Source organism: Azospirillum argentinense, assembly GCF_000632475.1.
GTDB lineage: Bacteria > Pseudomonadota > Alphaproteobacteria > Azospirillales > Azospirillaceae > Azospirillum > Azospirillum baldaniorum.
In genome coordinates this window covers 252,045-277,244 of the sequence record NZ_CP007793.1, presented here as the reverse complement: position 1 = coordinate 277,244, position 25,200 = coordinate 252,045, and the positions used below count along the sequence as shown (strand labels likewise).

Below are 25,200 nucleotides of genomic sequence, written 5' to 3'. Positions count from 1 at the left end.
CTGGCCCCACCGATATTCCAGGGTACGCCCCAACAACCCGGCCATCCGAATTAGGCCGAACGTCAGAGAGTCCCATGCCGCTGTCCGAGCCCGCCGCACGCGAACCGATCCACACCCGGGAAGTCACTTGCCGGGGCTATCGGCGGACCGATGGGTTGTGGGATGTCGAAGGCCATCTGACCGACGTGAAGAGCTACGCCTTCCACACCGAGCAGCGCGGCCAGATCCTGCCCGGCGACCCGGTGCACGGCATGTGGCTTCGCCTGACGGTGGACAACGACCTGACCGTCCAGGCGGTCGAGGCGGTGACGGAGAAGAGCCCCTACCGCACCTGCGGCTCCGTCACCCCCAATTTCCAGCGGCTGGTCGGGCTGAAGATCGGGCCGGGCTGGACCCGCGCGGTGAAGGAGCGTCTGGGCGGCGTCCAGGGCTGCACGCATCTGGTGGAGCTTCTGGGGCCGATCGCCACCACCGCCTTCCAGACCATCTACCCCATCCTGGCGCGCGAGCAGGCCGAGAAGGCCCGGGCGGCCGGTGGCGGCGAGGCGGGCAGCAAGGAGGACATGCTGCGCACCAAGCGCCCGGTGCTGCTGAACACCTGCCACATCTTCGACAGCAACGGCGAGGTCGTGCGGAAGAACTGGCCCGACCACTACACCGGCGACCGTCCGCGCGACGCCGCGGACTGAGACGGCGGCCGGTTTACGCGAGAGCCCCCAACCCCGAGGAACCGCGCTTCCCCGCCTCGACCGCAGCACACTCGGCCGTGGCACCCTCGACCACAGAAAAAAAGGGCGCGCCCCCATGGACGCGCCCTCTCTCTTTTCCCGAATCGGGACGGTCGGACCGTCACGCCTCCAGAGCGGACCGCAAGCCTTCGCCCGGCGTGGCCGGGCTGGCCGCCGGCGGCATGGTGGACGCCGTGGTGTCGGCACCGCTTTCCGGCCGGTCCAGCTCGTCCAGCGGCGGCAGGTCGAAGGGCGTGCCGACGAAGGGGTCTCCCCCGCCATGCCCGGCCTGGACATGGCCGTCCTCCGTGCAGGCCCGGCGGAAATAGGCCGCGATGAAGACGCGGACCGCCGAGGTCAGGGTGACCTCCGCATTGTCCGCGCCCGGGCCGCGCCGCCGGATCTGCTCGTCCAGCCGGTCCTTGATCAGGGTGCAGAGACCGTTGACCGTCAGGCCTTCGCGGCGGGCGATGTCCTCCAGAGCGTCCCACATGGTCGGCTCCAGACGCATGCTCGTGCGGCGCCCGGCAATCATGATGTTCATGCTCTTCAGCGGCTCCACACACGCGGTGGGATTCACTGTTAACCGCTTCTTCGGCCCGCGCTTCGCCATACGCCGCCCTCTCCACGAACCCGCCGGACGACGCGCGAAAAGTGCATCGCCCACGGCGCATTGATTGGTTGCATGCGCTGCACTCTACTAAATACAGCGAGAATTGCAACCACGGCAGCACTCCAATTATGTTTGAAGACGGAAAAGAACCTCTAGTAGTTGCATGCGTATGTATGCATTTGCAGGTGGCGCTTTTCCCTTGCTGCACGGATGGCGGCCGGGCGTTCTTGTCGGCGTTGCTGTCAGCGGGCCTCCTCGGGCGTCAGCGTGGTCAGGCCGAGGGCGTGAACGCGCTCCGCCATTTCTTGGGCCAGCAGGCCATAGACCAGCCGCTGGCGCTCCACGCGCGACTTCCCGGCGAAGGCGGCGGAGACGATGGTGACGTGGAAATGCGTCTCGCCCTCCGGGTGGGCGCCGCCATGGCCGGCGTGCCGACCGGAATCGTCCTGGATGTCGAGCCGCTCGGGGGCCAGCGCGTCGGTCAGCTTCCGGCGCATGCGGGTGGCGTATTCCATGGGGGTCCTCACTGGGTTTGGGCTGGGTCGGGTTTTGGATTGAGGTGACGGCGCGGCATCGCTCCCGTCAAGACGCCAATGCCGCAGACCGGCCATTTTCCGCAGGTCGGCACCGTCCCCTTGCGTGCGCTTGCCAGAAAGGATGCCTCTTCCCATACTTCGCACATGAGCAAGCCACGCACCCGCTACGACTTCAGCCGCTACGACCAGCCGCGCACCGCCGTGCGCGCCTGCGATCATCCGGGCTGTGCCGGCGAGGGCGAGTACCGGGCGCCGAAGAGCCGTCGGCAGCTCAACGACTACTACTGGTTCTGCCTTGACCATGTGCGCGAATACAACCGCGCCTGGGACTATTACGCCGGCATGAAGCCCGAGCAGATCGAGGCCGAGGTCCGCCGCGACACCACGTGGCAGCGGCCGAGCTGGCCGCTCGGCTTCTGGGGGGTGCAGGAGAAGTTCCTGCGCGACCGCGCGATGCACGGCTTCAGCTTCGAGTTCGGACGCGAGGCCGGCAAGGACCAGTCCGAGGAGAGCAAGCAGCGCCGCCAGGCCGCCCGCAGCGCGGAGGAGGAGGCGCTGGTCGTCCTCGACCTCGCCCCGCCGGTGGATTTCCCGCGCATCAAGGCGCGCTACCGCGAGCTGGTGAAAATCCACCATCCCGACGCCAACGGCGGGGACAAGGCGGCCGAAGAAAAGTTGAAGGAGATCAATCAGGCCTACAACACGCTGAAAGCCTGCTATGGTGCGTAACCCCGACGGTTGGCCGGACCAGATTGGCCGGGCGGCCCCGACAACAGACACGTTGGAACGATAAGAACCTCCCATGCCTTCTCAAGGAGCCACCCAGGCCAGCTCGGCCCTGTTCGATCACGTTCCCGACATCACCCTGTCGGTGCGTCAAGTGTTCGGCATCGACAGCGACATGCAGGTGCCGGCCTTCAGCCAGCGCACGGAGCATGTGCCGGACATCGACGAAGCCTACCGCTTCGACCGCGACACGACGCTCGCGATCCTGGCGGGCTTCGCCTACAACCGTCGCGTCATGGTCCAGGGCTATCACGGGACCGGCAAGTCCACCCACATCGAACAGGTGGCTGCGCGCCTGAACTGGCCCTGCATCCGCATCAATCTGGACAGCCACATCAGCCGCATCGACCTGATGGGCAAGGACGCCATCGTCCTGCGCGACGGCGTCCAGGTGACGGAATACCGCGAAGGCATCCTGCCCTGGGCGCTCCAGCACGCCTGCGCGCTGGTCTTCGACGAGTATGACGCGGGCCGTCCCGACGTGATGTTCGTGATCCAGCGCGTGCTGGAGGTGGAAGGCAAGCTGACCCTGCTCGACCAGAACCGCGTCATCCGCCCGCACCCGGCCTTCCGCCTGTTCGCCACGGCGAACACCGTCGGCCTGGGCGACACCACCGGCCTCTACCACGGCACGCAGCAGATCAACCAGGGCCAGATGGACCGCTGGAACATCGTGGCGACGCTGAACTACCTGCCGGTGGACGCCGAGGTGAAGATCGTCGCCTCCAAAGTGCCGGAGTACGACAGCGAGGCCGGCCGCAAGACCGTGGCGTCGATGGTGCGCTTGGCCGACCTGACCCGCGCCGGCTTCATCAACGGTGACATCTCCACCGTGATGAGCCCGCGCACGGTCATCACCTGGGCGCAGAACGCCAACATCTTCAACGACATCGCCTTCGCGTTCCGGATCACCTTCCTGAACAAGTGCGACGAGGTGGAGCGGCCGACCGTCGCCGAATACTACCAGCGCTGCTTCGGCACCGAACTGCCGGAGACGGGGGTTCAGGCCAACCTGGTGTGACGGGGGGCGAGCCGAGGGAAAGGCCGGCAATGGGGTACATCGAGGTCGGACCAAACGGCGAGTTGGCGTTGCCTCAGGATCTGCGCGAGCGGCTGGGCGTGAAGCCCGGCGACCGCGTCGAGTTGATCCTGCGCGACGACCGCACCGTCTTGGTCAGACCCCGCCCCCACAGTCTGGACGATCTCATCGGCAGCGGGGGCACGTTCACGCGCGCCCTGTCCCAGGAAGAAATGGACGACGCGATCCGCCGGCGCATGGCGGAACGGCACGCCGAACCACAGGACCGGACGTCGTGATCGGATTGGACACCAACGTCCTGCTTCGGCTGGTGGTGGAGAACGATCCGGACCAAGCCGCCAAGGCGCGGACCGCCGTTCGCGCCCTGGTCGCCGATGGTGAGGTTTGCTTCGTCGGCGACATCGTCCTGTACGAGTTCGTCTGGGTTCTGGAAGGCGTCATGCGCCGGGACCGTGAGACCATCGCGCGCATCCTAGACCTCATCCTCGACAACGCGGACATCCGGGTGGAAAGCGAAACGGCCGCGCGGACCGCATCGGCCCTGCACCGGCAAGGCTTCGACTTTTCCGACGCCCTGATCGGCCTCCGCAACCGGGACGCCGGCTGCGCCACCACGCTGACGTTCGACCGAAAGGCAGCCCGGCTGCCGGAATTCCAGATTTTGAGCTGACAGCCCACCATGACCGACCGTGAAAACCCCGTCGAGGCCTTCAAGCGCTCCACCGCCGCCGCGGTGCGGGCCCTCTCCCGCCGGGCCGACGTGCAGGTGGGCTTCTCCACCGAGCCGCCCGGCGTCGCCGGCCTGCGCGTGCGCATTCCCACCCCGGCGCGCGACCTGAACCCGCATGACGTCGCGACGCTGCGCGGCGCCGCGGACGCCGTGTCGCTCCGGCTGCGCTTCCATGACAACGCCATCCATCTCCAGCGCATGCCGCTGGGCGACAGCGCCCGCGCCGCCTACGACGCGCTGGAGCAGGCCCGCTGCGAGGCGCTGGGCGCCAGCCACATGCCCGGCGTGGCCGCGAACCTGGAAGCGGCGCTGGACGAGCGCTACCACAAGCAGGGCTTCGAGCGGCTGGAGGAGCGCGAACAGGTCCCCCTGCCCGAGGTGCTGCGCCTGATCGCCCGCGAGGCGATGACCGGCGCCGCCCCGCCCCCCGCCGCCGAGCACGCGGTCAGCCTGTGGCGCGGCTGGATCGAGGAGCGGCTGGGCAAGGACCTGCACGGGCTCGCCGGCCACATGGCCGACCAGGACGCCTACGCCCGCGCCGTGCGCAAGCTGCTGACCGAGCTGGACATGGAGGTCGGCAACGACCCCGACGAGCCGCAGGAGCCGGAGGAGGACGAGCGCGACTCCGGCGAGAACGAGAACGAGCCGAACAAGGGCCAGACCCAGGGTGAGGACGACACCCAGAGCCAGGCCGAATCGATGACCTCGCAGGAGACGCAGGAGTCCGACCAGGGCGAGCAGGCCGAGGAGGGCACCGGCGAGGAGGGCGACACCGAGATGGGCCAGGGCGAAGGGGCGGAGGAGCCCGCCGGCCCCGGCCAGCCCTGGCGCCCGGAGGCCAGCCGCCGCAACGAGCCTGACCCCAACGCCTACAAGCCATTCACCACCCGCTTCGACGAGGTGGTCGACGCCGCGGAGCTGTGCGACCCGGAGGAGCTGGCCCGGCTGCGCCACATGCTGGACCAGCAGCTCGTCCATCTCCAGGGGGTGATCTCCAAGCTGGCCAACCGCCTGCAGCGCCGCCTCCTGGCCAAGCAGCAGCGGTCGTGGGAGTTCGACCTGGACGACGGCATCCTCGACGCCGCCCGTCTCGCCCGCATCGTCGTGAATCCGGTCCTTCCCCTCTCCTTCAAGAAGGAGAAGGAGATGGATTTCCGCGACACGGTGGTGTCGCTGCTGATCGACAACTCCGGCTCGATGCGCGGGCGGCCGATCTCCATCGCCGCGATGAGCGCCGACATCCTGGCCCGCACGCTGGAGCGTTGCGCGGTGAAGGTGGAGGTGCTGGGCTTCACCACCCGCGCCTGGAAGGGCGGACAGGCGCGCGAGAACTGGATCTCCTCGGGCAAGCCCGCCAACCCCGGCCGCCTGAACGACCTGCGCCACATCATCTACAAGGACGCCGACCAGCCCTGGCGCCGCGCCCGCAAGAATCTCGGCCTGATGCTGCGCGAAGGCATCCTGAAGGAGAACATCGACGGCGAGGCGCTGATGTGGGCGCACAACCGCCTGATCGGGCGGCCCGAACAGCGGCGCATCCTGATGGTGATCTCCGATGGCGCGCCGGTGGACGACTCGACCCTGTCGGTCAACGCCGGCAACTATCTGGAGCGGCATCTGCGGCAGGTGATCGATTACATCGAGACCCGCTCGCCGGTCGAGCTGGTGGCCATCGGCATCGGCCACGACGTGACCCGCTACTACCGCCGCGCCGTCACCATCGTGGACGCCGAGCAGTTGGGCGGCACCATGATGAACAAGCTGGCCGAGCTGTTCGACGAGGACGACCGCCGGGGCCGCAGCGGCTGGCGCTGAGGCCGAAGACAGGACCGGAAACGACAACAGCACAATCGACAACGGCGCGGATCACTCCGCGCCGTTTCTGTTGATGCCGCCCGGTTCGTCCGGTCACTGCAGGCTGCGCTGCATCTCTTCGAAGTTGCGCGAGAAGCCGTTCAGCGGGAAGTCGATGTCGCGCTTGCCGGCGCGCAGGAAATTCACGCGGACCAGCACCGTGGAGCCGTTGCGGAACTGGTCGACCACGCGGCCCGACACGAAGTTCGGGAACATGCACATGTTGAGCGTGGCGATCTGCGTCTCGATCCGCGGCTGACGGTCGACGCGGATGGCGCAGTTGTCGATCATACCCTGGCTGGTCGTCAGGAACAGGTGGTAGTCGTTGCCGGTCGGGATGACGCTCAGCGCCACGAAGCCGACCTCCTTGCCGTCGTCGAACAGCCGGTAGTTCATCAGCCGGCAGACCTTGGTGTCGGTCATCCGGTCGATCTCGCAGCGGCTGGTCCAGGCGCCCTCCGGGCCGTACTCGGCGGCGGACTTGGAAAAATCGACGGCAGAGGCCGGCGTGACGGCCAGCGCGGACAGCAGCGCCGCACCAAAAGCGAAGAGACCTGTCCAACGCATCCTGACGCTCCCCATCTGTCGTCCCGTTCGGCCGCTCGACCTCCCGCCCGACGGCGGGTATCGCGAACGGATTATAGGCATACCCCAAAGACGAACAAGCCTTTACACCTTTGGTTGGCGTCTTAGTCCGCGATGATCGTTCCGCTCCGCATCCTTTTTGAATATTGAGAATGCTTATCGTTCACGCTTGACACCCCGGCCCCCGAATGGTCAAGTCGGCGCATGAGAACGCTTCGCAATTGCGGGCGTGAACCGACAAGAATTCGGGAGTCACGAGGATGCACATCGGATCGCGCGGCGTCTTTGCCGCCACCTTCGCCGCCACGCTGCTGACCATGACGGGTCTCGCCAGCGCCGCCGAGGTGAACGTCTACTCCGCGCGCCATTACGATGTGGACAAGGACCTCTACGACGCCTTCACCAAGAAGACCGGCATCAAGATCAACGTCATCGAGGGCAAGGAAGAGGAGCTGATCGAGCGGATGAAGACCGAAGGCGGCAACAGCCCCGCCGACGTGTTCATCACCGTCGACGCCGGCCGCCTGTGGCGCGCCCAGGAAGCCGGTCTGCTCCAGCCGACCCGCTCCAAGGTCATGGAGGAGGCCATCCCGGCCCACCTGCGCGAGCCGGAAGGCCATTGGTTCGGCATCTCCAAGCGCGCCCGCATCCTGGTCTACAACAAGGCCTCGGTGAAGCCGGACGAGATCAAGACCTACGAGGAACTGGCCGATCCGAAGTGGAAGGACCGCGTCCTCGTCCGCTCCTCGACCAGCGTCTACAACCAGTCGCTCGTCGGCTCGCTGCTCGCCGCCCACGGCGAGAAGGCGACGGAGGATTGGGCCAAGGGCGTCGTCGCCAACATGGCGCGCAAGCCGCAGGGCGGCGACACCGACCAGATCAAGGGCGTGGCCGCCAACGAAGGCGACGTGGCCGTGACCAACACCTACTACTTCGCCCGCATCGCCTCCTCCGCCAAGCCGGAGGACAAGGCCATCGCGGACAAGCTGGGCGTGATCTTCCCCAACCAGGACGGTCGCGGCACCCATGTGAACGTCTCCGGCGCCGGCGTCATGAAGAACGCGCCGAACAAGGAGCAGGCCATCCAGTTCCTGGAGTATCTGGTCAGCCCCGAGGCCCAGAAGATGTTCACGGAGAAGAACTACGAGTACCCGATCGTCGCCGGGGCCGAGACCGCGCCGGTGCTGGTCACCTGGGGCAAGTTCAAGGAAGACCCGCTGAACGCCGCCGTCTACGGCAAGAACAACGCCGAGGCTCTGAAGATCATGGATCGCGCCGGCTGGAAGTAAGCCACCGTCCGGCGTAGCGAAGGGGCGCGTCCCAGCGGTGGAGACGCGCCCTTTTTGTTTGTGGATTTAGAACTTGTCCTCTTCGTAGTCGCGGTAGGCCTGCATCACCTCCTCGCGGCTGTTCATGACGAAGGGGCCGCCCCAGGCCACCGGCTCGCCGAGCGGGCGGCCGGAGAGCAGCAGGAAGCGCGCGCCGGACGGGCCGGCGGTGATCTCCGCCCGGTCGCCCTCGCCCAGCACCAGAACCCGCGGCCCGCCCAGCCGGACGGAGCTGCCGGGCGCCACCACCGATCCTTCGAAGACCACCAGCGCCGCCGCGTGGCCGGCGGGCACCGGCTCGGAGAAGGTGGCACCCGCCGGCAGATTGACGTCGAAGTAGCGGGCCTCCGTCGGGCCGCTGCGCACCGGGCCGGCGGTGCCGTTGCCGGTGGTGCCGGCGATCACCGTCACCGTGGTCCCGCCCTCGCGCGTCTCGACCGGGATGCGGTCGGCGGCGAACTCCTGGTAGGCGGGCTCCGACATCTTCAGCCGCGCCGGCAGGTTGATCCAGAGCTGGAAGCCCTTCATCAACCCTTCGGTCTGCTCCGGCATCTCGGAATGGATCACGCCGCGCCCGGCGGTCATCCATTGCACGCCGCCGGTCTCGATCACGCCCTCATGGCCGTGGTTGTCCCAGTGGCGCATGCGGCCGGCCAGCATGTAGGTGACCGTCTCGAAACCGCGGTGCGGGTGGTCGGGGAAGCCGGCCAGATAGTCCTGCGGCGTGTCGGACCCGAAGTAGTCCAGCATCAGGAAGGGGTCGAGCATGCGCAGGCGCGGCGTGCCGACCATGCGGGTCATGCGCACGCCGGCCCCGTCGGACGCTTCCATGCCTTCGACGGCGGTCAGGACGGGGCGGACGGTTTCGGCGGTCATCGGACGCTCTCCTCAAGCAACATCGCTGAGAGAGAGGTATTCTTTCCAGGGCACCGGATAAAGCCCCACCGCCGCTCAACACTGTTGCGGCGGGGACAACAGCCTCACTCGTCCGTCTGGCCGGGGCGGGAGCGGCTGATCGACAGGCTGAGCAGGATCACCGGCACGATGCCCACCGCGACGATGGCCAGCGCCCCCGTGGCGGCCTCGGTCAGCCGCTCGTCGGAGGCCAGCGTGTAGACGCGCACGGCCAGCGTGTCGAAGTTGAAGGGCCGCACGATCATCGTCGCCGGCAGCTCCTTCATCACGTCGACGAAGACCAGCAGGCCGGCGGTCAGCAGGCTGCCCCACATGATCGGCGCGTGCACCCGGATCAGCGTCCGCCCCGCCGTGTGGCCGAGCACGCGCGAGGCGAAGTCCATCGTCGGGCGGATCTTGCCCAGGCTGGCCTCGATCGTGTTGAAGGACACCGCCAGGAAGCGCACCAGATAGGCGAACAGCACCGCCGCGATGGTGCCGCTCAGCAGCAGGCCGGTGGACACGCCGAAGGTCTGGCGCATGAAGGCGTCGACGGCGTTGTCGAGATGGGCGAAGGGAATCAGCACGCCAACCGCGATCACCGAGCCGGGAATGGCGTAGCCCATGGCGGCGACGCGCACCGCGCCCTTCAGCAGCGGCGTCGGGCGCAGCCGCTGCCCGTAGGCCAGCACCAGCGCCAGCGACACCGCCAGCACCGCGGCCAGCGCCGCCAGCGTGAAGCTGTTGCGGGCCAGCGTCAGGAACACCGGCCCAAAGGCCTGGTCCCCGGCGGTGACCGCCATGCGCACCAGCAATCCGGCGGGCAGCAGGAAGCCGAGCAGCAGCGGCAGCCCGCAGGCCGTCATGGCGGCGGCGGCGCGCCAGCCGGTCAGCTGGTGCTTGGGCAGGCGGCGGTAGCGGGTGGTGGTGTGGTGGTAACGGGCCTGACGGCGCGACCAGCGCTCCATCAGCACCAGCACCAGAACGAACATCATCAGCACGGCGGCCAACTGCGCCGCCGCCACCGGCTGCCCCATGGCGAACCATGTCCGGTAGATGCCGGTGACGAAGGTGTTCACCGCGAAATACTGCACGGTACCGAAATCGGCCAGCACCTCCATCAGCACCAGCGCGAGACCAGCGACGATGCTGGGGCGGGCCAGCGGCAGCGCCACCGTGAAGAAGCTGCGCCACGGTCCGCGGCCGAGCGTACGGCTGACCTCCAGCACGCAGACGGACTGCTCCAGGAAGGCAGCGCGCGACAGCAGATAGACGTACGGGTACAGCACCAGCGTCATCATCAACGCGGCGCCTTCGAGCGTACGGATGTCGGGAAACCAGTAATCCCGCCGCGACCAGTGGAAAAGCTCGCGCAGCGCGGTCTGCACCGGGCCGACGAACTGGAGCAGGTCGGTGTACACGTACGCCATGACGTAGGCCGGCACCGCCATCGGCAGCAGCAGCGCCCACTCCAGCGTACGGCTGCCGGGGAACCGGCACATGGTGACCAGCCAGGCGGTGCCCACCCCGATGACCAGCGTGCCCACCCCCACCCCGAAGACGAGGCGCACGGTGTTCAGCAGATACTCCGCCAGCACCGTGTCGACCAGATGCTGCCACACCCCGTCCGTTGGCACGAAGACGCGGCTGATCACCGCCAGCACCGGCAGGGTGACCAGCGCCGCGATCACCAGCGTCGCCAGCGTCCAACCGCTGAAACCGATGCGTTGCCACAGGGAGGAATGGAAGCCGGCGGCCTGAACCGGGCCGCCCGGTGTCGGGCCGGGGGTTTGAAAGGTGTCCGTCGTCAAGGCCGGTTACGCCCATAGGGATGTGTCGAACGGGAGCCCTATGGTCTCACACTGTGCGAATAACTCGCAATGACAACATGCCGCATCCCTTTCCCCTGATGGTATGACAGGGATGCGGCCGCCGTTTACGGTTACTTGGTGCCGAACATGCGGTTACTTGGTGCCGAACATGCGGTCGCCGGCGTCGCCCAGGCCGGGGACGATGTAGGCGTTCTCGTCGAGATGGCTGTCGAGCGAGGCGGTGAAGACCTTCACCCGCGGGTGGGCGGCGGCAAAGACGCGCATGCCCTCAGGCGCCGCGACCAGCGCCATGAAGCGTATGTTTTCGTCGTCCACGCCGTGGCGGTTCAGCACGTCGCAGGCGTGGACGGCGGAGTTGCCGGTCGCCAGCATCGGGTCCACCACGATGAACAGGCGGCCTTCGGCCTCCGGCAGCTTCACCAGATACTCGTGCGGCATCTTGGTGTCGTGGTCGCGGTAGAGGCCGATGTGCCCCTCGCGCGCCGACGGCACCAGCTCGTGCAGGCCCTGGGCCATGCCGAGGCCGGCGCGCAGCACCGGCACGATGGCCAGCTTCTTGCCGGCGATGACCGGCGCGTCCATGGGCTGGAGCGGCGTGTCGATCCGCTCGGTCGTCAAAGGCAGGTCGCGGGTGATCTCATAGCCCATCAGCAGCGAAATCTCGCGCAGCAGGGTGCGGAAGCCGCCGGTGGAGCGTTCCTTGGCCCGCATCAGCGTCAGCTTGTGCTGGATCAGCGGGTGGTCGAGGATGAACAGATTGGGAAATTCGGTGTGGGTGCGCATGGATCTCGTGCCGCGGCCTGTCTAGACCCCGATCCTAACCCGGCGGACCCGCTTCGGCCAAGCCGCCCTTAAGCGATCCCGCCGGATGCACCGCTCGCGAGACGAAAATCAGCGGCGGTTGGGAAGCGCCGATCGCCCCGCCGCAACCTCCGGCTGGTCGACCCCGTAGCGGACCACGCGGTTGCGGCCGCTGTTCTTCGCCTGATAGAGGGCGCGGTCGGCGCAGACCACCATCTCCTCCACCGGCAGATCCTCCCCGGCCTCGACCAGCCCGAAGGAGGCGGTGACCGCGATCCGCCGCCCGTCCGGCAGCGTCACCGGCGTCCGCGCCAGCTCGCCGCGCAGCCGCTCGATGACCCGGAAGCCCTCGGCGAGGCCGGTTTCCTTCAGGCAGATCAGGAATTCCTCCCCGCCCATGCGGAAGGCCTCGTCGAAGCTGCGGATGCCCCGGCTGATGGCGGCGGCGGTGGCGGCCAGGACGCGATCCCCGATGTCGTGGCCGTAGGTGTCGTTGATGCCCTTGAAGCGGTCGATGTCGCAGATGGCGACGCAGAAGGCCGGGCCGTTGCGGCGGAAGCGGTTGTGCTCGCGCTCCAACGCCTCCTGCATGCCGCGGCGGGTGCGCAGGCCGGTCAGCGGGTCCAGCCCGCTCGCCGCCGCGCCGAAGGCGCGCTCGACCCGGCGCAGATGCAGGACGAACTCCTCGAACCGGGCGATCACCCCCTCATAGTCGGCCTCGCTGGGGCTCTCGCCGCCGGCCGCCTTCAGCAGAAGCAGCTTGGCCTTGCGGTGCATCTGCTCATGCAGGGTGACCAGCTTCTCGACGGCGGGCTGGTGGGCCAGATCGTCGGCGTTGACCGCCACGCACCACGCCGCGAAGGAGGCCGGGGCCGACACCCGCTCGCCCCCCTGCCCGCCGCGGAAGAAAACGGCGCGGTGCCACTGCCCGATCCATCGCAAATGCTCGTCGAGGACGAGGCCGAGGCTGTCGGATGGCGAGCGTGTGTCGGACGAGTTGGTCATCGGGCTTGCACGGCTTCCCTTCGGACACATCCATCGGTCGCAGCCGGCGGATGCCAACAGTATCGCACGAAGTCATACCCCGGGTCCGCAACCCGGTCGTGCGATTAAGTTGTGCCTATGCGCCAAAAGGGAAAGCCCCGCGGCAACATCAAATTTTATTCAAATGCCTCGCCGCGACGCGGCGTCACAGCCCGGCCACGCTGTCCAGGAAGCGGCGGATCAGCTCCGGGTCCTTGTGGCCGGGACGGTCCTCCACGCCCGACGACACGTCGAGCGCCGTGGCGCCGGTCGTCCGCACCGCCTCCGCCGCGTTCTCCGGCTTCAGCCCGCCGGACAGCATCCAGGGTTTCGGCCAGCTCCGCCCGGCGAGCAGCGTCCAGTCGAAGGCGATGCCATTGCCGCCCGGCAGGGCCGACACCTTGGCCGGCGGCTTGGCGTCGAACAGCAGACGGTCGGCGACCTCGGCGGCCTCCAGCGCGGCGGCCAGATCCTCCGGCCCGCCGACCTTGATCGCCTTCATCACCGGGATGTTGAAGGCCGCCTTCACCTCGGCGATGCGGCGCGGCGTCTCCTTGCCGTGGAGCTGGATCAGGTCGAAGGGGACCTGGCTGACCACATGCTCCAGGAAGTCGTTTTCCGGATCGACGAACAGCCCGACCGTGCGCACGCCCGTCGGGACCAGCCGCGCCAGCTCCGCCGCCATGGACGGTGCTATGGAGCGCGGGCTCGGCGGGTAGAAGACGAAGCCGACGTAGCGCGCCCCGCCGGCGACCGCGGCGTGCAGCGACAGGGGCTCGGTGAGGCCGCAGATCTTCACGCTGACGGACATGGGAACAGATCCTTACAGTTCCGAAACGATACGTCGGGCGGCGGCTTCCGGATCGGCGTCACCGGTGATCGGGCGCCCGATGACCAGATGGTCCGCCCCGGCGGCCAGCGCCTCGGCCGGGGTCATGACGCGCTTCTGGTCGTTGGCGGCGGCCCAGGCGGGGCGGATGCCCGGCACCATCAGGATGAAGTCCGGCCCGCAGGCCTCGCGGATCAGCGCCACCTCGGCGGGGGAGCAGACGACGCCATCTACCTCCGACTCCTTGGCGAGCAGCGCCAGCCGCTTCACCTGATCGGCCACCGGGACGCTCTGCCCAACGGCCTGGAGGTCGGCAGCGTCCATGCTGGTCAGCACGGTGACGGCGAGGATCTTCGGACGGTCCGCGCCCGCGCTGGCCGCGGCGTCCGCCGCCGCGCGCATCATCGCCGGGCCGCCGGAGGTGTGGATGGTCAGGAAGGCGGGCTTCAGCGGCAGCGCCGCCCGGATGCCGCCCGCCACCGTGTTGGGGATGTCGTGCAGCTTGAGGTCGAGGAACAGCGGCGGGCCATCCTCGCCGATCACCGTGCGGATGCCCGTCGGGCCATGGGCGATGAAGAACTCCAGCCCCAGCTTGATCCCGCCGACCACCCCCGCGATCCGCCGGCCGAGGTCGCGGGCGGTGTCGAGGTCGGTCGTGTCGACGGCGCAGAAGATGCGCGAGGCGGGCGCGATGCTGGGCGTGCTCATGGAAAAACGGCTCTCCGAACCCTGGAAGGTGGTGATGGCGCGCAGCCTAACAAGGGCCGGCGGCAATCACCAGACTTCCGGGGCCGGAGAGTGGGTCGGAACCGCTATTCGCGGTTCACGTCGACGCGGCCGGTCGGCGGAGTCGCCGGGGTGCCCATCGGAGTCGCGATCGGCGTGGCCGCCGGAGCGCCTGCTGCCGGGTTGGCGCCCTGCGTGTTGACGTCGCGCAGCGAGGCGGCGGCGGCGCGGCGGCGCTCCTCGGCGACCTGGGCGCTGTCGTAATCGGCGGTGGCGGCGTCATAGCCGCTCCAGCCGGCCTCGCGGTAGCCCTGCGCCCGGCCGGGAATGTCCACCGAGCCGTGGCGCTGCATGACGGCCAGCGCGGAGTCGCACATCGACTCCTCGACCCGGCCAACCAGCAGCACGCCGCCGCGGCGCACGCCCTCGGCGAAGACCTCTGCGTCCTCCCGCGTCACGCCGACACCGGTCAGCATGGAGACGCGGCGGTCGCGGGCGTCGAAGTTCGGGTCCCCCCCGAAGTCGGCGGCGTGGCGCCAGCTTTCCAGCCGGTTCTCGGTGGCCAGACTGGACGAGGAGCCCAGCTTCGCGCTGTCGGCGCCCATCATGGTGAAGTCCTGCCGCAGATTGGCGGCTTCGAGTTCGCTCAGCGCGCGTTCGGCGCCGGACAGATCGTCATACAGCGCGACAATGGTCTTCTTGTTCATGAACCCGCTCCTGTGCTGGTCCGATCCGGACGCGGTCCGGACTCAGAGGAAGAAATAGAGGAGGGCGAGGACCACCAGCACGACCAGCGCGATGACCCACCAGTTCATGGAGCCGGCCGCACCGCCCGTCGCCGTCCGGTTGCCGTCCGTGTCATAGACACCCACTTTGCGAGGTTCGTCGGCCATGGATGCTTCACTCCCTGTCGGTAAGGCTTCAGCCAAAGCAGGCTGATTGCCCTCTCAACAGGGGTGGAGCCGCACCGTTCCGCCGGTTCCGGGAGGGCGCTCAGCGCCCGGCGGCCCAATCAGGCAGTTCGGACGCCCGCGCCGGATCGCCGATGGCGTCCGCCAGCGCCTCGCCCAGCGCCGGGGCGAACTTGAAGCCGTGGCCGGAGCAGGCGCTCATCAGCCAGCAGCGGGCGGACAGCGGCTCGACCACGAAGCCCTCGTCGTCGGTCACCGTGTAGAAGCAGGTCGCCGCGTTGGCGAGGCTGTAGCGGTGGCCGCCCGCCAGCACCCGGCGGGCGCGGTCCAGCACGTCGCGCGCCTCGTCCGGATCGGGGTCGCGGTCGGTGTCCGGGTCGCCGACGCGCGAGAAGCGGTGGTCGCCCGCCTTCATCGTCGTGCCGGCCACCGGGGGAACGACGTAGACTCCGCTCTCCCCGTCCGCGTCGATCAGCATCGGCGCCTTGGCCCAGACGCCGCGCAGCCCCTCCGGCGGCATCAGGTAGGCCACGACCTGCCGTGACGGGGTCAGGCGCGCCGCCGTTTCCGGCAGCAGCTTGGTCACCCAGGCCCCGGCGGCGACCACCAGCGCGTCGGCGCCGATGGTGCGGCGGTCGGCCAGCGTCACCGTGGCGCGCTCGGCGTCGATGGCCGTCACGGGGGCACGCGCGTGAACCGTCACCCCCAGCGCGTTCAGATGGTGGCTGAGCAGCTCCACGATGCGCCCGGCGAGCAGCACGCCGCCCGACTCCAGATGCAGCCCCTCCGCCACGGCGTTGGCGTCGACCAGCGGGAACTCCGCGGCGATCTGCGCCGGGGTCAGGCGGCGGACAGGATGGCCCAGCGACTCCAGCACTTCGACGCTGTCGGCCAGCCAGCGCCGCCCGTCCTCCGCCGAGGCAGTGCAGAGCGTACCGCTGGGGACGAGCAGCCGTTCGCCCAGATCGGTCCACAGCCGCTCCCACGCCTGGAAGGCGGTGTCGGCCATGCGGGCGTAGCCGGCGCTGGCGCCGTAGGCGTGGCGGAACAGCCGGTGCTGGTCGACGGAGCTGCCGAAGGGGTTGGGCACCTGTCCCTGGTCGAAGACCGCGACTTCGTGCCCGGCGCGGGCCAGCGCCCAGGCGGTGCACAGCCCCATGATGCCGGCGCCGACGACGGTGATGCGGAGAGTCATGATGGAAAAACGCCTCAGCGGATCGTGTCGTTGTGGATCACCATCTCCACCGCCAGCTGGGCGGCGCAGAGATCCTCCAGCGCGGTGCCGACCGACTTGAACAGGGTGATCTGGTCGTAGAAGCGGCGCCCGGCGCGCTGGCCGCGGGTCAGGTCGTAGAGGTCGCCGGCGATGTCCGCGTCGGTCAGGATGCCGGCCTTCATCGGCTGCACGATGTCCCCCGCCTCCGTGCAGGCGCCCTCGCGGGTGTCCACGAAGACGCGGGAGCGGCGGATGCAGTCGTCGTCCGCCTCGCGCATCTCCGGGGTGAAGCCGCCGACGAGGTCGAGATGGGCGCCCGGCTGAAGCCACTCGCCGCGGATCAGTGGCTCCTTCGCCAGCGTGGCGCAGGAAATCACCTGGGCGCCGCGCACCGCCCCCTCCAGATCGGCGGTGGCCTCGATGCGGAATTTCGGGCGGTGGAAGCGGCTGGCCACCTTCTTCGCCTTCTCCAGGCTGCGGCCCCAGACCAGGACATGCTTGATCGGCAGGACGGTGGCGAAGGCCTCGATCAGCTCGGGCGCCAGCGCCCCGGTGCCGACCATCAGCAGCCGCTCCGAGTCGGGCCGCGCGAGGTAGGAGGCGGCGAGCGCGGAGGCCGCCGCGGTGCGCCGCTTGGTCAGGGCGGTGCCGTCCAGAACCGCCTGGGGCATCCCCGTCTTGCCGTCCATCAGCAGGTAGAGGCCCTGAACCGCCGGCAAGTCCTTCGCCCCGTTGTCGGGGAAGACGGTGACCACCTTGACGCCGATGGACTGGTTGACCTGCCACGCCGGCATCAGCAGCAGCGTGCCGTCGTTCTGGCCGTAGGTCTCGACCGTGTGGTGGTGCCGCATCGGCACCTCGACCCCGGCGCGGAAGGTCTGCCGCATGCGCTCGATCAGCATGCGGAAGTGCAGGACGGATTTCAGCTCGGCTCCGGTGACGGTGCGCATCGGCGGCTCCCTCCACAGGTCCGGCAAAGCGGAACCCCCCTCCCGCCCCCCGGCCGGACGGGAGGCCGAAGGGGTTACCGGCGGGCGGTCAGTGGACCGTGGTCGCCGGCAGGGCGGCGCCGGACCCGGTCACCGCGGGCAGGCCGGCGGTGCCGGACAGCGGGCGGTTCATCTCGGCCAGACGCTTTTCCGCGGCGGCGGCGCGGGCCTGCGTCTCCTTCAACTCGCGCTCCAGGTAGGACACGCGGTCCGAGGAGCGGCGGGCGCGGCGGCGGTGGCGGCGCTGGGCGTTCCAGGCGACGACGCCGCCAGCCAGGAAGCCGATCACCAGCGCCACCAGCGTGGCGAGATAGACCGGAACCTCCAGCGTGAAGGGCAGCGGCCAGAGCGACAGCGTGACCAGGCCACGGTTGGAAATGGCGAACAGCACCGCGGCCAGCGCGATGGGAACGGCGATGATGAGGGCGATGAAACGCACGGGTGTGGTCCTCGTATCCATGATCGGGGGCCGGGTCAGCGCCGGGTCCGGGCCGATTGAGTCAGCGACGGTCTGTCAATGAACGGACATCATTCGTCGGTGTTCAAGCGCTCGCGCAACTGTTTTCCGGTCTTGAAGAAGGGGATCGCCTTCTCGCCCACCTCCACCGCCTCGCCGGTGCGCGGGTTCCGGCCCGTGCGGGCGTCGCGGCGCTTGACCGAGAAGGCGCCGAACCCGCGCAACTCCACCCGGTCGCCGCGGGCGAGCGCTTCGGAGATCTCGTCGAAGATGGTGCCGACGATCTTTTCGATGTCGCGCTGGTACAGATGCGGATTGCGCTCCGCGAGCCGTTGGATCAGCTCTGATTTGGTCATGGCGATTCCGTTTCCCCCGGTTCGAGCGCCCTTGCACCGCGCTCCTTGACCTGCGCGCAAGCGTGCCACCGGGTCCGGTGACCGTCAAGCTAAGCCTTTCTGGCGGAACCCTTTTCCCGGCAACGCTCCGGCTTGCCCGACCTCCGCCCCGAAAAAGGCCCGAAATGTGATTAATCCGTCTTACGGATTGCCTTTGAACGCACCATTTCCGATGAGTTGGTTGGCACGGTCCCGGTTGCCGGACCCGGTTGGAGGTTCGCCATGACACACACTCACCACACCGGCCCCGCCGACCCGCTGGCCGGCCTGCCCTACGCGGACCGCGTCCGCACCGTCACCACCGCGCAGGCGCTGGGCTGGCTGCGGGCGGGCTGGATGGACCTGCGGGCGTCGGGCTGGGTCAGCCTCGCCTACGGCGCCCTGTTCGTCGCCATCGGATTCGCGCTGACCGGCGGGCTGGTGCTGGCCGGGATGGCCTATCTGATCGCGCCGATGATCGGCGCCTTCCTGCTGATCGCTCCGCTCCTGGCGCTCGGCCTCTACCGGATTTCCAAGGACGTCGAGGAGGGGCGGCGGCCCAGCCTGTGGCGGGCGCTGACCGCGTGGCGGGCCAACCCCTACCACATCCTGACCGCCGGCCTGATCCTGATGCTCTATGTGATGATTTGGGCGCGGATGAACGTGGTGGCCTTCGCCCTGTTCTTCCCGCACGAGGCCATCGCGCTCGACCACTTCGTGGCGCAGATGTTCAGCTTGGACGGTCTGGTGTTCACCGTCTTCATCACGGCGCTGGGCTTCGCCTTCGCCGCCTTCGCCTTCATCACCAACGTCACCGCCCTGCCGATGATGATGGACCGCCCGGTGGACGTCTTCGCCGCGGCGCTGGCCTCGGCGATGGCGGTGCTGCGCAACCCGCGCGTCCTGGCGCTGTGGGCCGGGCTGATCGTGCTGGTGACCGGCGCCGGGCTGCTGACCGGCTTCCTGGGGCTGATCGTCGCCCTGCCCCTGGTCGGGCACGCGAGTTGGCACGCTTACCGCGACCTCATCAAGGAGGATGAGGAGGGGTGAGAGCGGTTTGAAAAAGGAAAAAGCCGCCGCGGGGTGACCGCGGCGGCTTTTTCGTAACCGAGTGCGAGAGGCGGGCCCCCCGACCCTCCCCCGCTTGCGCAGGGGAGAGGGAGAGACATGCCTTACTCGTCGTTCTGCTGCTTGCGCTTCAGAGCCGCACCCAGGATGTCGCCCAGCGAGGCGCCCGAGTCGGACGAACCGTACTCGGCCATCGCCTGCTTCTCCTCCTCCATCTCGCGGGCCTTGATGGACAGCGAGATGCGGCGGGAGCCGCGGTCGATCTGGGTGACCTTCGCGTCGACCTTCTCGCCGACGGCGAAGCGGTCCGGACGCTGCTCCGAACGGTCGCGGGACAGGTCCGACTTGCGGATGAAGCCGGTGTAGCCCTCGCCGACCGTGACCTCGATGCCACCATCGGTGACCTGGGTGACGGTGCAGGTGACGACCTCGTTCTTCTTCAGGCCGGCCGTGGCAGCCTCGAACGGATCGTTCGCGAGCTGCTTGATGCCGAGGGAGATGCGCTCCTTCTCGACGTCGACGTCCAGGACCTTGACCTTGACGCGGTCGCCCTTCTTGTACTCGGCGATGGCCTCCTCACCCGACTTGTTCCAGTCGAGGTCGGACATGTGGACCATGCCGTCGATGTCGCCCGGCAGACCGACGAACAGACCGAACTCGGTGATGTTCTTGACCTCGCCTTCCAGCTCCGTGCCCGGGCCGAACTTGTCGAGGAAGGTCTCCCACGGGTTGTCCAGGCACTGCTTGAGGCCCAGGCTGATGCGGCGCTTCTGCGGATCGACGTCCAGGACCATGACCTCGACTTCCTGAGACGTCGACACGATCTTGCCCGGATGGACGTTCTTCTTCGTCCAGGACATCTCCGAGACGTGCACCAGGCCCTCGATCCCCGGCTCCAGCTCCACGAAGGCGCCGTAGTCGGTGATGTTGGTGACGCGACCCTTGAACCGCGAGCTGACCGGGTACTTGGCTTCCACGCCTTCCCACGGATCGGCTTCCAGCTGCTTCATGCCGAGGCTGATGCGCTGGGTCTCCGGGTTGAAGCGGATGACCTGGACCGTGACGGTCTGGCCGATCTGCAGGGCCTCGGACGGGTGGTTGATGCGGCGCCACGCGATGTCCGTGACGTGCAGCAGGCCGTCGACGCCACCCAGATCCACGAACGCGCCGTAGTCGGTGATGTTCTTGACCACACCCTGCAGAACCTGGCCTTCCTTGAGGTTGGCCACCAGCTCCGAACGGGCCTCGGCGCGGCTCTCTTCGAGCACGGCGCGACGCGACACGACGATGTTGCCGCGCGAGCGGTCCATCTTCAGGATCTGGAACGGCTGCGGGGTGCCCAGCAGCGGGGAGATGTCGCGGACCGGACGGATGTCCACCTGCGAACCCGGCAGGAACGCCACGGCGCCCGACAGGTCGACGGTGAAGCCGCCCTTGACGCGGCCGAAGATGACGCCGGTGACGCGGGTCTGGTCCTGGAAGGACTTCTCCAGCAGCGCCCAGGCCTCTTCGCGCTTGGCCTTCTCACGCGACAGAACGGCTTCGCCGTTCTTGTCTTCCATGCGCTCCAGATACACCTCGACGGTGTCGCCCGCCTTCAGCTCGGGCGGCTGGCCGGCAACGGCGAATTCCTTCAGCGCGACGCGGCCTTCCGACTTCAGGCCGACGTCGATGGTGACCATGTCGTTCTCGACGGAGACGACGCGGCCCTTGACGACCGAGCCTTCGAGGGACTCGGCCGTGCCGAGCGACTCCTCGAGCAGAGCCGCAAAGCTTTCCTTCTCGCCGGTCCGGGCCATAGCTTGTGCCATTGAAACTCCTAAGGTTGGCCGAAAGCGATCCCGCCATGGTCCGTCCCGCGGCAAAACGGGCCGGCCCCCGATGGGACCACCGCGCCGGGCACCACGCCCGGCGACTTGGTTGACATATGTTCCGTTGGAGGGCCGAAGCGCCCGGACCCTGATGCTCAGACCTTGGGGCCGAAACCGGTTTTCGTTCCGATAAAGGCGGTCGCCGCTGCGAACGCCTGGTCGGCGTCGAGGGCGGAGGTATCAAGCACAAAAGCGTCGGCAGCCGGCAGGAGCGGTGCTACCGTCCTCTGGCTGTCGCGCGCGTCACGGGCCTTCATGTCCTCCAGGACGTCGGACGGTATAGCCGGAATCCCGCGTTCCCGCAACTCCTTGAGTCGCCGTTCGGCCCGCACCTCCACGGAAGCGGTAACGAACAGCTTGGCATCGGCGTTCGGGCATACGACCGTTCCGACGTCCCGCCCGTCCAGCACCGCCCCCGGCGCGCCGCCGGGCGGGGTGGTGGCGAAGCGCCGCTGGAAATCGAGCAGGGCGGCCCGCACCGCCGGCACCGCGGCGACCTTGGAGGCCGCCTGCGCCGCTTCGTCGCTGCGCAGGGCGGGGTCGTTCAGGATGCCGTCGTCCGGCCGCAACGCGCGGGCGGCCTGTGCCGCGGCCTCCGCATCCGCCGGGTCGCCGCCGGCGCGCAGGACGGCGACACCGACGGCGCGGTAGAGCGCCCCGGTGTCGAGATGCGCGAAGCCGTAGGTCTGGGCGACCCGCTTGGACAGCGTGCCCTTGCCCGCGGCGGCGGGGCCGTCGATGGCGATGACCAGACCCATCGCCCTCACACCCCCGCGATCTTGGCGCCGACGCCGTTCATCAGGGCGACGAAGCCGGGGAAGCTGGTGTCGATGAAGGCGCCGTCGTCCACCTGCACCGGCTCGGCCGTGGCCATGCCCAGCACCAGGAAGCTCATGGCGATGCGGTGGTCCATGGCGGTGGCGACGGTGGCGCCGCCCTGCGGCGGCTTGCCGGTGCCGTAGACGGTCAGGCTGTCGTCGGCCCCGACCTCCACCTTCACGCCGCACTTGGTCAGCCCGTCGGCGACCATGGCGAGGCGGTCGCTCTCCTTCACGCGCAGCTCCTTCAGGCCGAGCATGACGGTGGTGCCCTCCGCGCAGGCGGCGGCGGCGGCGAGGATCGGATACTCGTCGATCATGCTGGGGGCGCGGTCCGCCGGAACGACGATGCCCTTGAGCGGGCCGTGCTTCACCCGCAGGTCGGCCACCGGCTCGCCCGCCTCGTCGCGGCGGTTCTCGAAGGCGATGTTCGCGCCCATCTCGACCAGCGTGTCGTAGAGGCCGGTGCGGCGCGGGTTCATGCCGACGCCAGGCAGCAGCAGCTCCGAGCCGGGGCGCAGCAGCGCCGCGACCGCCGGGAAGGCGGCGGAGCTGGGGTCGGCGGGCACGACGATCTCGCGCCCGGTCAGCTCCGGCTGGCCGACGACGGACACGGCCAGCGCGCCGTCCTCCATCCGCTCGGTCGTCACGGTGGCGCCGAAATGGCGCAGCATCAGCTCGGTGTGGTCGCGGGTCGGCTCCGCCTCGATCACGGTGGTGGTGCCGGCGGTGTTCAGGCCGCAGAGGATGACCGCCGACTTCACCTGGGCGGAGGCCACCGGCAGGCGGTAGGTGATCGGCACCGTGCGGTCGCTGCCGACCACGGCCAGCGGCAGCCGCCCACCGGACCGTCCGACGAAGCGCGCGCCCATCTGCTCCAGCGGGCCGGTCACGCGGGCCATCGGGCGCTTGTTCAGAGAGGCGTCGCCGGTGAAGACGCAGGTGATCGGGTGCGACGCGACGAGGCCCATCAGCAGGCGCGCCGCCGTGCCGCTGTTGCCCATGTCGAGCACCTGCGCCGGTTCCGCCAGCCCGCCCAGACCGACGCCGCGCACGCGCCACACGCCGTCCCCGCCGCGCTCCGCCTGGGCGCCCAGCAGGCGCATGGCGGCGGCGGTGTTCAGCACGTCCTCCCCTTCCAGCAGGCCGTGGATGACGGTCTCGCCCACCGCAACGGCACCCAGCATCAGCGACCGGTGCGAAATCGACTTGTCGCCCGGCACGCGGATGGTGCCGGCCAGCGCGCCGGTGGAGGATGAGCGAAGCGGCTTCGCCTGCAGCATGGGAGGACTCCCCAGACAAGAATGTGACCAGGGCGGAGTACCTAGCACAGCGGGCAAGGCGATGCGAGCGATGCGCGGCTCCCGCGATCAGTCGCCGACCGCCACCCCCTCGCGCCGGGTGTCGGCGCCGCCGGACAGCCCCGGACCGGTCACCACGATCGCCTGGGTGCCGGAGGTCAGCTCCATCGCCTTGACCGTGTGCCCCCGCGCCTCCAGCGCCGCGATCCAGCCCTCCGCCTCGGTGCCCTGCTCCAGCTCGGTCGGGCCGTTGCGGCTGCCGAAATTGGGGGCGTCCACCGCCGCCTGTGGGTCGAGGTTCCAGTCGAGCAGCGCGACCAGCGTCTTGCCCACGTAATTGATGATGTTGCTGCCGCCCGGCGACCCCACCGAAGCCACCAAGGCGCCGTCGCGGAAGACCAGGGTCGGCGCCATTGAGCTGCGCGGCCGCTTGCCCGGCTCGACCCGGTTGGCGACCGGCTTGCCGTCCTCCGTCGGGGTGAAGGCGAAGTCGGTCAACTCGTTGTTCAGCAGGAAACCGCGCACCATCAGGCGGGAGCCGAACCCGTCCTCAATGGTGGTGGTCATGGCGACGGCGTTGCCCGCCCCGTCCACCACGGAGATGTGGCTGGTGCCGTGCTCCTCGGCCTCGGCGAAGCCCCAGGCGCGGCCTTCCCGGAAGGGCGGCTCGCCCGCCTGCGCCTTGCCCATGGACCGCTCGCCGACGAGGGCGGCGCGGCCCGCCAGATAGCCACGGTCGAGCAGCCCCTTCACCGGCACCGCCACGAAGTCCGGGTCGGCCAGGTAGAGCCCGCGGTCGGCGAAGGCGAGCCGCCCGGCTTCCGACATCCAATGCGCCGCCAGCGCTGGATCGCCGCGGGTGGCGGCCATGTCGCGGCCCTCCAGGACGGCCAGCATCTGCAGCACCGCGACCCCGCCGGAGCTGGGCGGCCCCATGCCGCACAGGGTGTAGGCGCGGTAGGGGCCGCAGACCGGTTCCCGCTCCTTCACCCGGTAGGCTTTCAGGTCGGCCTCGGTCATGTCGCCGGGGTTGGTGGGGTGGCCGGTCACCGCCTTGACGAGGTCGGCGGCGATCGGACCCTCGTAGAAGGCGGCGGAGCCTTTCTCGGCGATGGCGCGCAGGGTCGCCGCGAACTCCGGGTTCTTCAGCACCTGGCCGACCGGCCAGGGCGTGCCGTCCGGCTGATAGAAATAGGCGTGCGCCGCAGGGTTGGACGGCAGGTGCTTCTCCATCGCCAGTTGGCCGTTCAGCCGCGGGCTGACCGTGAAGCCGTTCTCGGCCAGCGCGATGGCGCGCTCGAACAGGCGGGGCCAGGGCAGTTTGCCGTGGGTGCGGTGGGCGTGCTCCAGCAGCATCACCGTGCCCGGCACCCCGACGGACCGGCCGCCGACCACCGCGTCGTAGAAGGGCATCGGCTTGCCGCCCGCCCCCAGGAAACGCTCCGGAGTCGCCGCGGCCGGCGCCGTCTCGCGCCCGTCGAGGGAGGTCACCGCCTTCGTTGCGGCGTCGTAATGGATCAAGAAGGCGCCGCCCCCGACGCCGGAGCTTTGCGGTTCCACCAGATTGAGGACGAGCTGCACGGCGATCGCCGCGTCCACCGCGCTGCCGCCTGCGCGCAGGATCTCCCGCCCGGCCTCCGCCGCCAGCGGATTCGCGGCGGCCACCATGTGGCGCGTGGCGGTGTCGACGCTGCGGCTGCCGCGCCCGGTCGCGCGTTCCGGCGCCACGTCGCCCGCCGCGGACGGCGCCGTCTGGGCTGCGGCCTCCAGCGGCAGCGCCGCCAGCAGGCCGGCGGTCAGCAATGCCCGCCAGCGGCGGGACAGCAGGATCGGCATCGGCTTCCTCCCCCATTATCATGGTATCCTTGTCGGCGACCCGAAGGACCACCGC

At 69.1% G+C, this 25,200-nt stretch carries 27 protein-coding genes; 8 read left to right on the top strand and 19 right to left on the bottom strand.

Translation table 11 applies throughout. From position 1 onward, the window contains the following. Nucleotides 1-74: 74 nt before the first annotated feature. The gene (locus ABAZ39_RS01295) at nt 75-689 is read left to right on the top strand and encodes a DUF2889 domain-containing protein (RefSeq protein WP_035671124.1); all 615 of its coding nucleotides are present in this window, start codon (nt 75-77) and stop codon (nt 687-689) included. Nucleotides 690-849: 160 nt separating this feature from the next. Here ABAZ39_RS01295 and ABAZ39_RS01290 read toward each other — a convergent pair whose 3' ends face one another. After that, nucleotides 850-1,272 carry a ribbon-helix-helix domain-containing protein gene (locus ABAZ39_RS01290; RefSeq protein WP_247875127.1) on the bottom strand — a complete coding sequence of 141 codons (423 nt, stop codon included), beginning with the start codon at nt 1,270-1,272 and terminating at the stop codon, nt 850-852. Nucleotides 1,273-1,583: 311 nt separating this feature from the next. Then, the gene (locus ABAZ39_RS01285) at nt 1,584-1,856 is read right to left on the bottom strand and encodes a BolA family protein (RefSeq protein ID WP_014239259.1); all 273 of its coding nucleotides are present in this window, start codon (nt 1,854-1,856) and stop codon (nt 1,584-1,586) included. Between the two features lie 165 nt (nt 1,857-2,021). Here ABAZ39_RS01285 and ABAZ39_RS01280 point away from each other — a divergent pair, with 165 nt between their 5' ends. The 5 genes from ABAZ39_RS01280 (at nt 2,022) to cobT (ending at nt 6,247) form a co-directional block, all read left to right on the top strand. After that, on the top strand, nt 2,022-2,606 hold the full coding sequence (locus ABAZ39_RS01280; RefSeq protein WP_038525925.1) for a J domain-containing protein: 585 nt from the start codon (nt 2,022-2,024) through the stop codon (nt 2,604-2,606). A 73-nt stretch (nt 2,607-2,679) separates the two neighbouring features. Further along, a complete protein-coding gene (gene cobS / locus ABAZ39_RS01275) occupies nt 2,680-3,684 on the top strand; it encodes a cobaltochelatase subunit CobS (RefSeq protein ID WP_014239256.1) in 1,005 nt (334 codons plus the stop codon). Nucleotides 3,685-3,713: 29 nt separating this feature from the next. After that, the gene (locus tag ABAZ39_RS01270) at nt 3,714-3,980 is read left to right on the top strand and encodes an AbrB/MazE/SpoVT family DNA-binding domain-containing protein (protein ID WP_038525922.1); all 267 of its coding nucleotides are present in this window, start codon (nt 3,714-3,716) and stop codon (nt 3,978-3,980) included. After that, nucleotides 3,977-4,372, top strand: coding sequence for a type II toxin-antitoxin system VapC family toxin (locus ABAZ39_RS01265; RefSeq protein WP_038525919.1), 396 nt, complete (start codon nt 3,977-3,979; stop codon nt 4,370-4,372). Before ABAZ39_RS01270 ends, ABAZ39_RS01265 begins: the two co-directional genes overlap by 4 nt. A 9-nt stretch (nt 4,373-4,381) precedes the next feature. Then, nucleotides 4,382-6,247 carry a cobaltochelatase subunit CobT gene (gene cobT / locus ABAZ39_RS01260; RefSeq protein WP_038525916.1) on the top strand — a complete coding sequence of 622 codons (1,866 nt, stop codon included), beginning with the start codon at nt 4,382-4,384 and terminating at the stop codon, nt 6,245-6,247. Between the two features lie 93 nt (nt 6,248-6,340). On the opposite strand, the gene ABAZ39_RS01255 is transcribed toward cobT, so the two are convergent. Next, complete coding sequence (locus ABAZ39_RS01255) at nt 6,341-6,853, bottom strand: invasion associated locus B family protein (protein WP_014239253.1); 513 nt, start codon at nt 6,851-6,853, stop codon at nt 6,341-6,343. A 278-nt stretch (nt 6,854-7,131) separates the two neighbouring features. Here ABAZ39_RS01255 and ABAZ39_RS01250 point away from each other — a divergent pair, with 278 nt between their 5' ends. Beyond that, the gene (locus tag ABAZ39_RS01250; protein ID WP_038525913.1) at nt 7,132-8,160 is read left to right on the top strand and encodes a Fe(3+) ABC transporter substrate-binding protein; all 1,029 of its coding nucleotides are present in this window, start codon (nt 7,132-7,134) and stop codon (nt 8,158-8,160) included. 66 nt (nt 8,161-8,226) lie between these two features. Here the strand turns inward: ABAZ39_RS01250 and ABAZ39_RS01245 are convergent, their stop codons facing one another. The 12 genes from ABAZ39_RS01245 to ihfB form a co-directional block, all read right to left on the bottom strand. Continuing rightward, complete coding sequence (locus ABAZ39_RS01245; protein ID WP_038525910.1) at nt 8,227-9,075, bottom strand: pirin family protein; 849 nt, start codon at nt 9,073-9,075, stop codon at nt 8,227-8,229. Between the two features lie 104 nt (nt 9,076-9,179). Beyond that, complete coding sequence (locus ABAZ39_RS01240) at nt 9,180-10,904, bottom strand: ABC transporter permease (RefSeq protein WP_038525907.1); 1,725 nt, start codon at nt 10,902-10,904, stop codon at nt 9,180-9,182. Between the two features lie 153 nt (nt 10,905-11,057). After that, entirely contained in the window at nt 11,058-11,708 is a 651-nt protein-coding gene (gene upp, locus ABAZ39_RS01235; RefSeq protein ID WP_014239248.1) for a uracil phosphoribosyltransferase, read from the bottom strand. 108 nt (nt 11,709-11,816) lie between these two features. Continuing rightward, nucleotides 11,817-12,731 carry a diguanylate cyclase gene (locus ABAZ39_RS01230; protein WP_038525904.1) on the bottom strand — a complete coding sequence of 305 codons (915 nt, stop codon included), beginning with the start codon at nt 12,729-12,731 and terminating at the stop codon, nt 11,817-11,819. A 184-nt stretch (nt 12,732-12,915) separates the two neighbouring features. After that, a complete protein-coding gene (locus ABAZ39_RS01225) occupies nt 12,916-13,560 on the bottom strand; it encodes a phosphoribosylanthranilate isomerase (RefSeq protein ID WP_038525902.1) in 645 nt (214 codons plus the stop codon). Nucleotides 13,561-13,572: 12 nt separating this feature from the next. Further along, nucleotides 13,573-14,286 carry an orotidine-5'-phosphate decarboxylase gene (pyrF, locus tag ABAZ39_RS01220; protein WP_038525899.1) on the bottom strand — a complete coding sequence of 238 codons (714 nt, stop codon included), beginning with the start codon at nt 14,284-14,286 and terminating at the stop codon, nt 13,573-13,575. A 104-nt stretch (nt 14,287-14,390) separates the two neighbouring features. Beyond that, nucleotides 14,391-15,011, bottom strand: a complete 621-nt coding sequence (locus ABAZ39_RS01215; protein WP_038525896.1) for a hypothetical protein — start codon at nt 15,009-15,011, stop codon at nt 14,391-14,393. A 42-nt stretch (nt 15,012-15,053) separates the two neighbouring features. After that, nucleotides 15,054-15,197, bottom strand: a complete 144-nt coding sequence (locus ABAZ39_RS36005) for a hypothetical protein (RefSeq protein WP_014239243.1) — start codon at nt 15,195-15,197, stop codon at nt 15,054-15,056. Between the two features lie 100 nt (nt 15,198-15,297). Further along, nucleotides 15,298-16,410, bottom strand: coding sequence for an NAD(P)/FAD-dependent oxidoreductase (locus tag ABAZ39_RS01210; protein ID WP_038525894.1), 1,113 nt, complete (start codon nt 16,408-16,410; stop codon nt 15,298-15,300). 14 nt (nt 16,411-16,424) lie between these two features. Then, nucleotides 16,425-17,381 carry a bifunctional Delta(1)-pyrroline-2-carboxylate/Delta(1)-piperideine-2-carboxylate reductase gene (gene lhpI, locus ABAZ39_RS01205; protein ID WP_038525893.1) on the bottom strand — a complete coding sequence of 319 codons (957 nt, stop codon included), beginning with the start codon at nt 17,379-17,381 and terminating at the stop codon, nt 16,425-16,427. Between the two features lie 88 nt (nt 17,382-17,469). Then, on the bottom strand, nt 17,470-17,859 hold the full coding sequence (locus ABAZ39_RS01200) for a lipopolysaccharide assembly protein LapA domain-containing protein (protein WP_038525891.1): 390 nt from the start codon (nt 17,857-17,859) through the stop codon (nt 17,470-17,472). Between the two features lie 89 nt (nt 17,860-17,948). Beyond that, on the bottom strand, nt 17,949-18,233 hold the full coding sequence (gene ihfB, locus ABAZ39_RS01195; RefSeq protein WP_014239239.1) for an integration host factor subunit beta: 285 nt from the start codon (nt 18,231-18,233) through the stop codon (nt 17,949-17,951). 261 nt (nt 18,234-18,494) lie between these two features. Here ihfB and ABAZ39_RS01190 point away from each other — a divergent pair, with 261 nt between their 5' ends. Then, entirely contained in the window at nt 18,495-19,301 is an 807-nt protein-coding gene (locus ABAZ39_RS01190) for a DUF2189 domain-containing protein (RefSeq protein WP_038525889.1), read from the top strand. A gap of 122 nt (nt 19,302-19,423) precedes the next feature. On the opposite strand, the gene rpsA is transcribed toward ABAZ39_RS01190, so the two are convergent. The 4 genes from rpsA to ggt form a co-directional block, all read right to left on the bottom strand. After that, a complete protein-coding gene (rpsA, locus tag ABAZ39_RS01185; RefSeq protein ID WP_038525887.1) occupies nt 19,424-21,130 on the bottom strand; it encodes a 30S ribosomal protein S1 in 1,707 nt (568 codons plus the stop codon). Between the two features lie 155 nt (nt 21,131-21,285). Continuing rightward, entirely contained in the window at nt 21,286-21,948 is a 663-nt protein-coding gene (cmk, locus tag ABAZ39_RS01180) for a (d)CMP kinase (RefSeq protein ID WP_038525885.1), read from the bottom strand. A 5-nt stretch (nt 21,949-21,953) separates the two neighbouring features. Beyond that, complete coding sequence (gene aroA, locus ABAZ39_RS01175) at nt 21,954-23,291, bottom strand: 3-phosphoshikimate 1-carboxyvinyltransferase (protein WP_038525883.1); 1,338 nt, start codon at nt 23,289-23,291, stop codon at nt 21,954-21,956. 87 nt (nt 23,292-23,378) lie between these two features. Further along, nucleotides 23,379-25,145: a gamma-glutamyltransferase gene (gene ggt / locus ABAZ39_RS01170; protein ID WP_038525882.1), complete on the bottom strand. Its 1,767-nt coding sequence runs from the start codon at nt 25,143-25,145 to the stop codon at nt 23,379-23,381. Nucleotides 25,146-25,200: the final 55 nt, after the last annotated feature.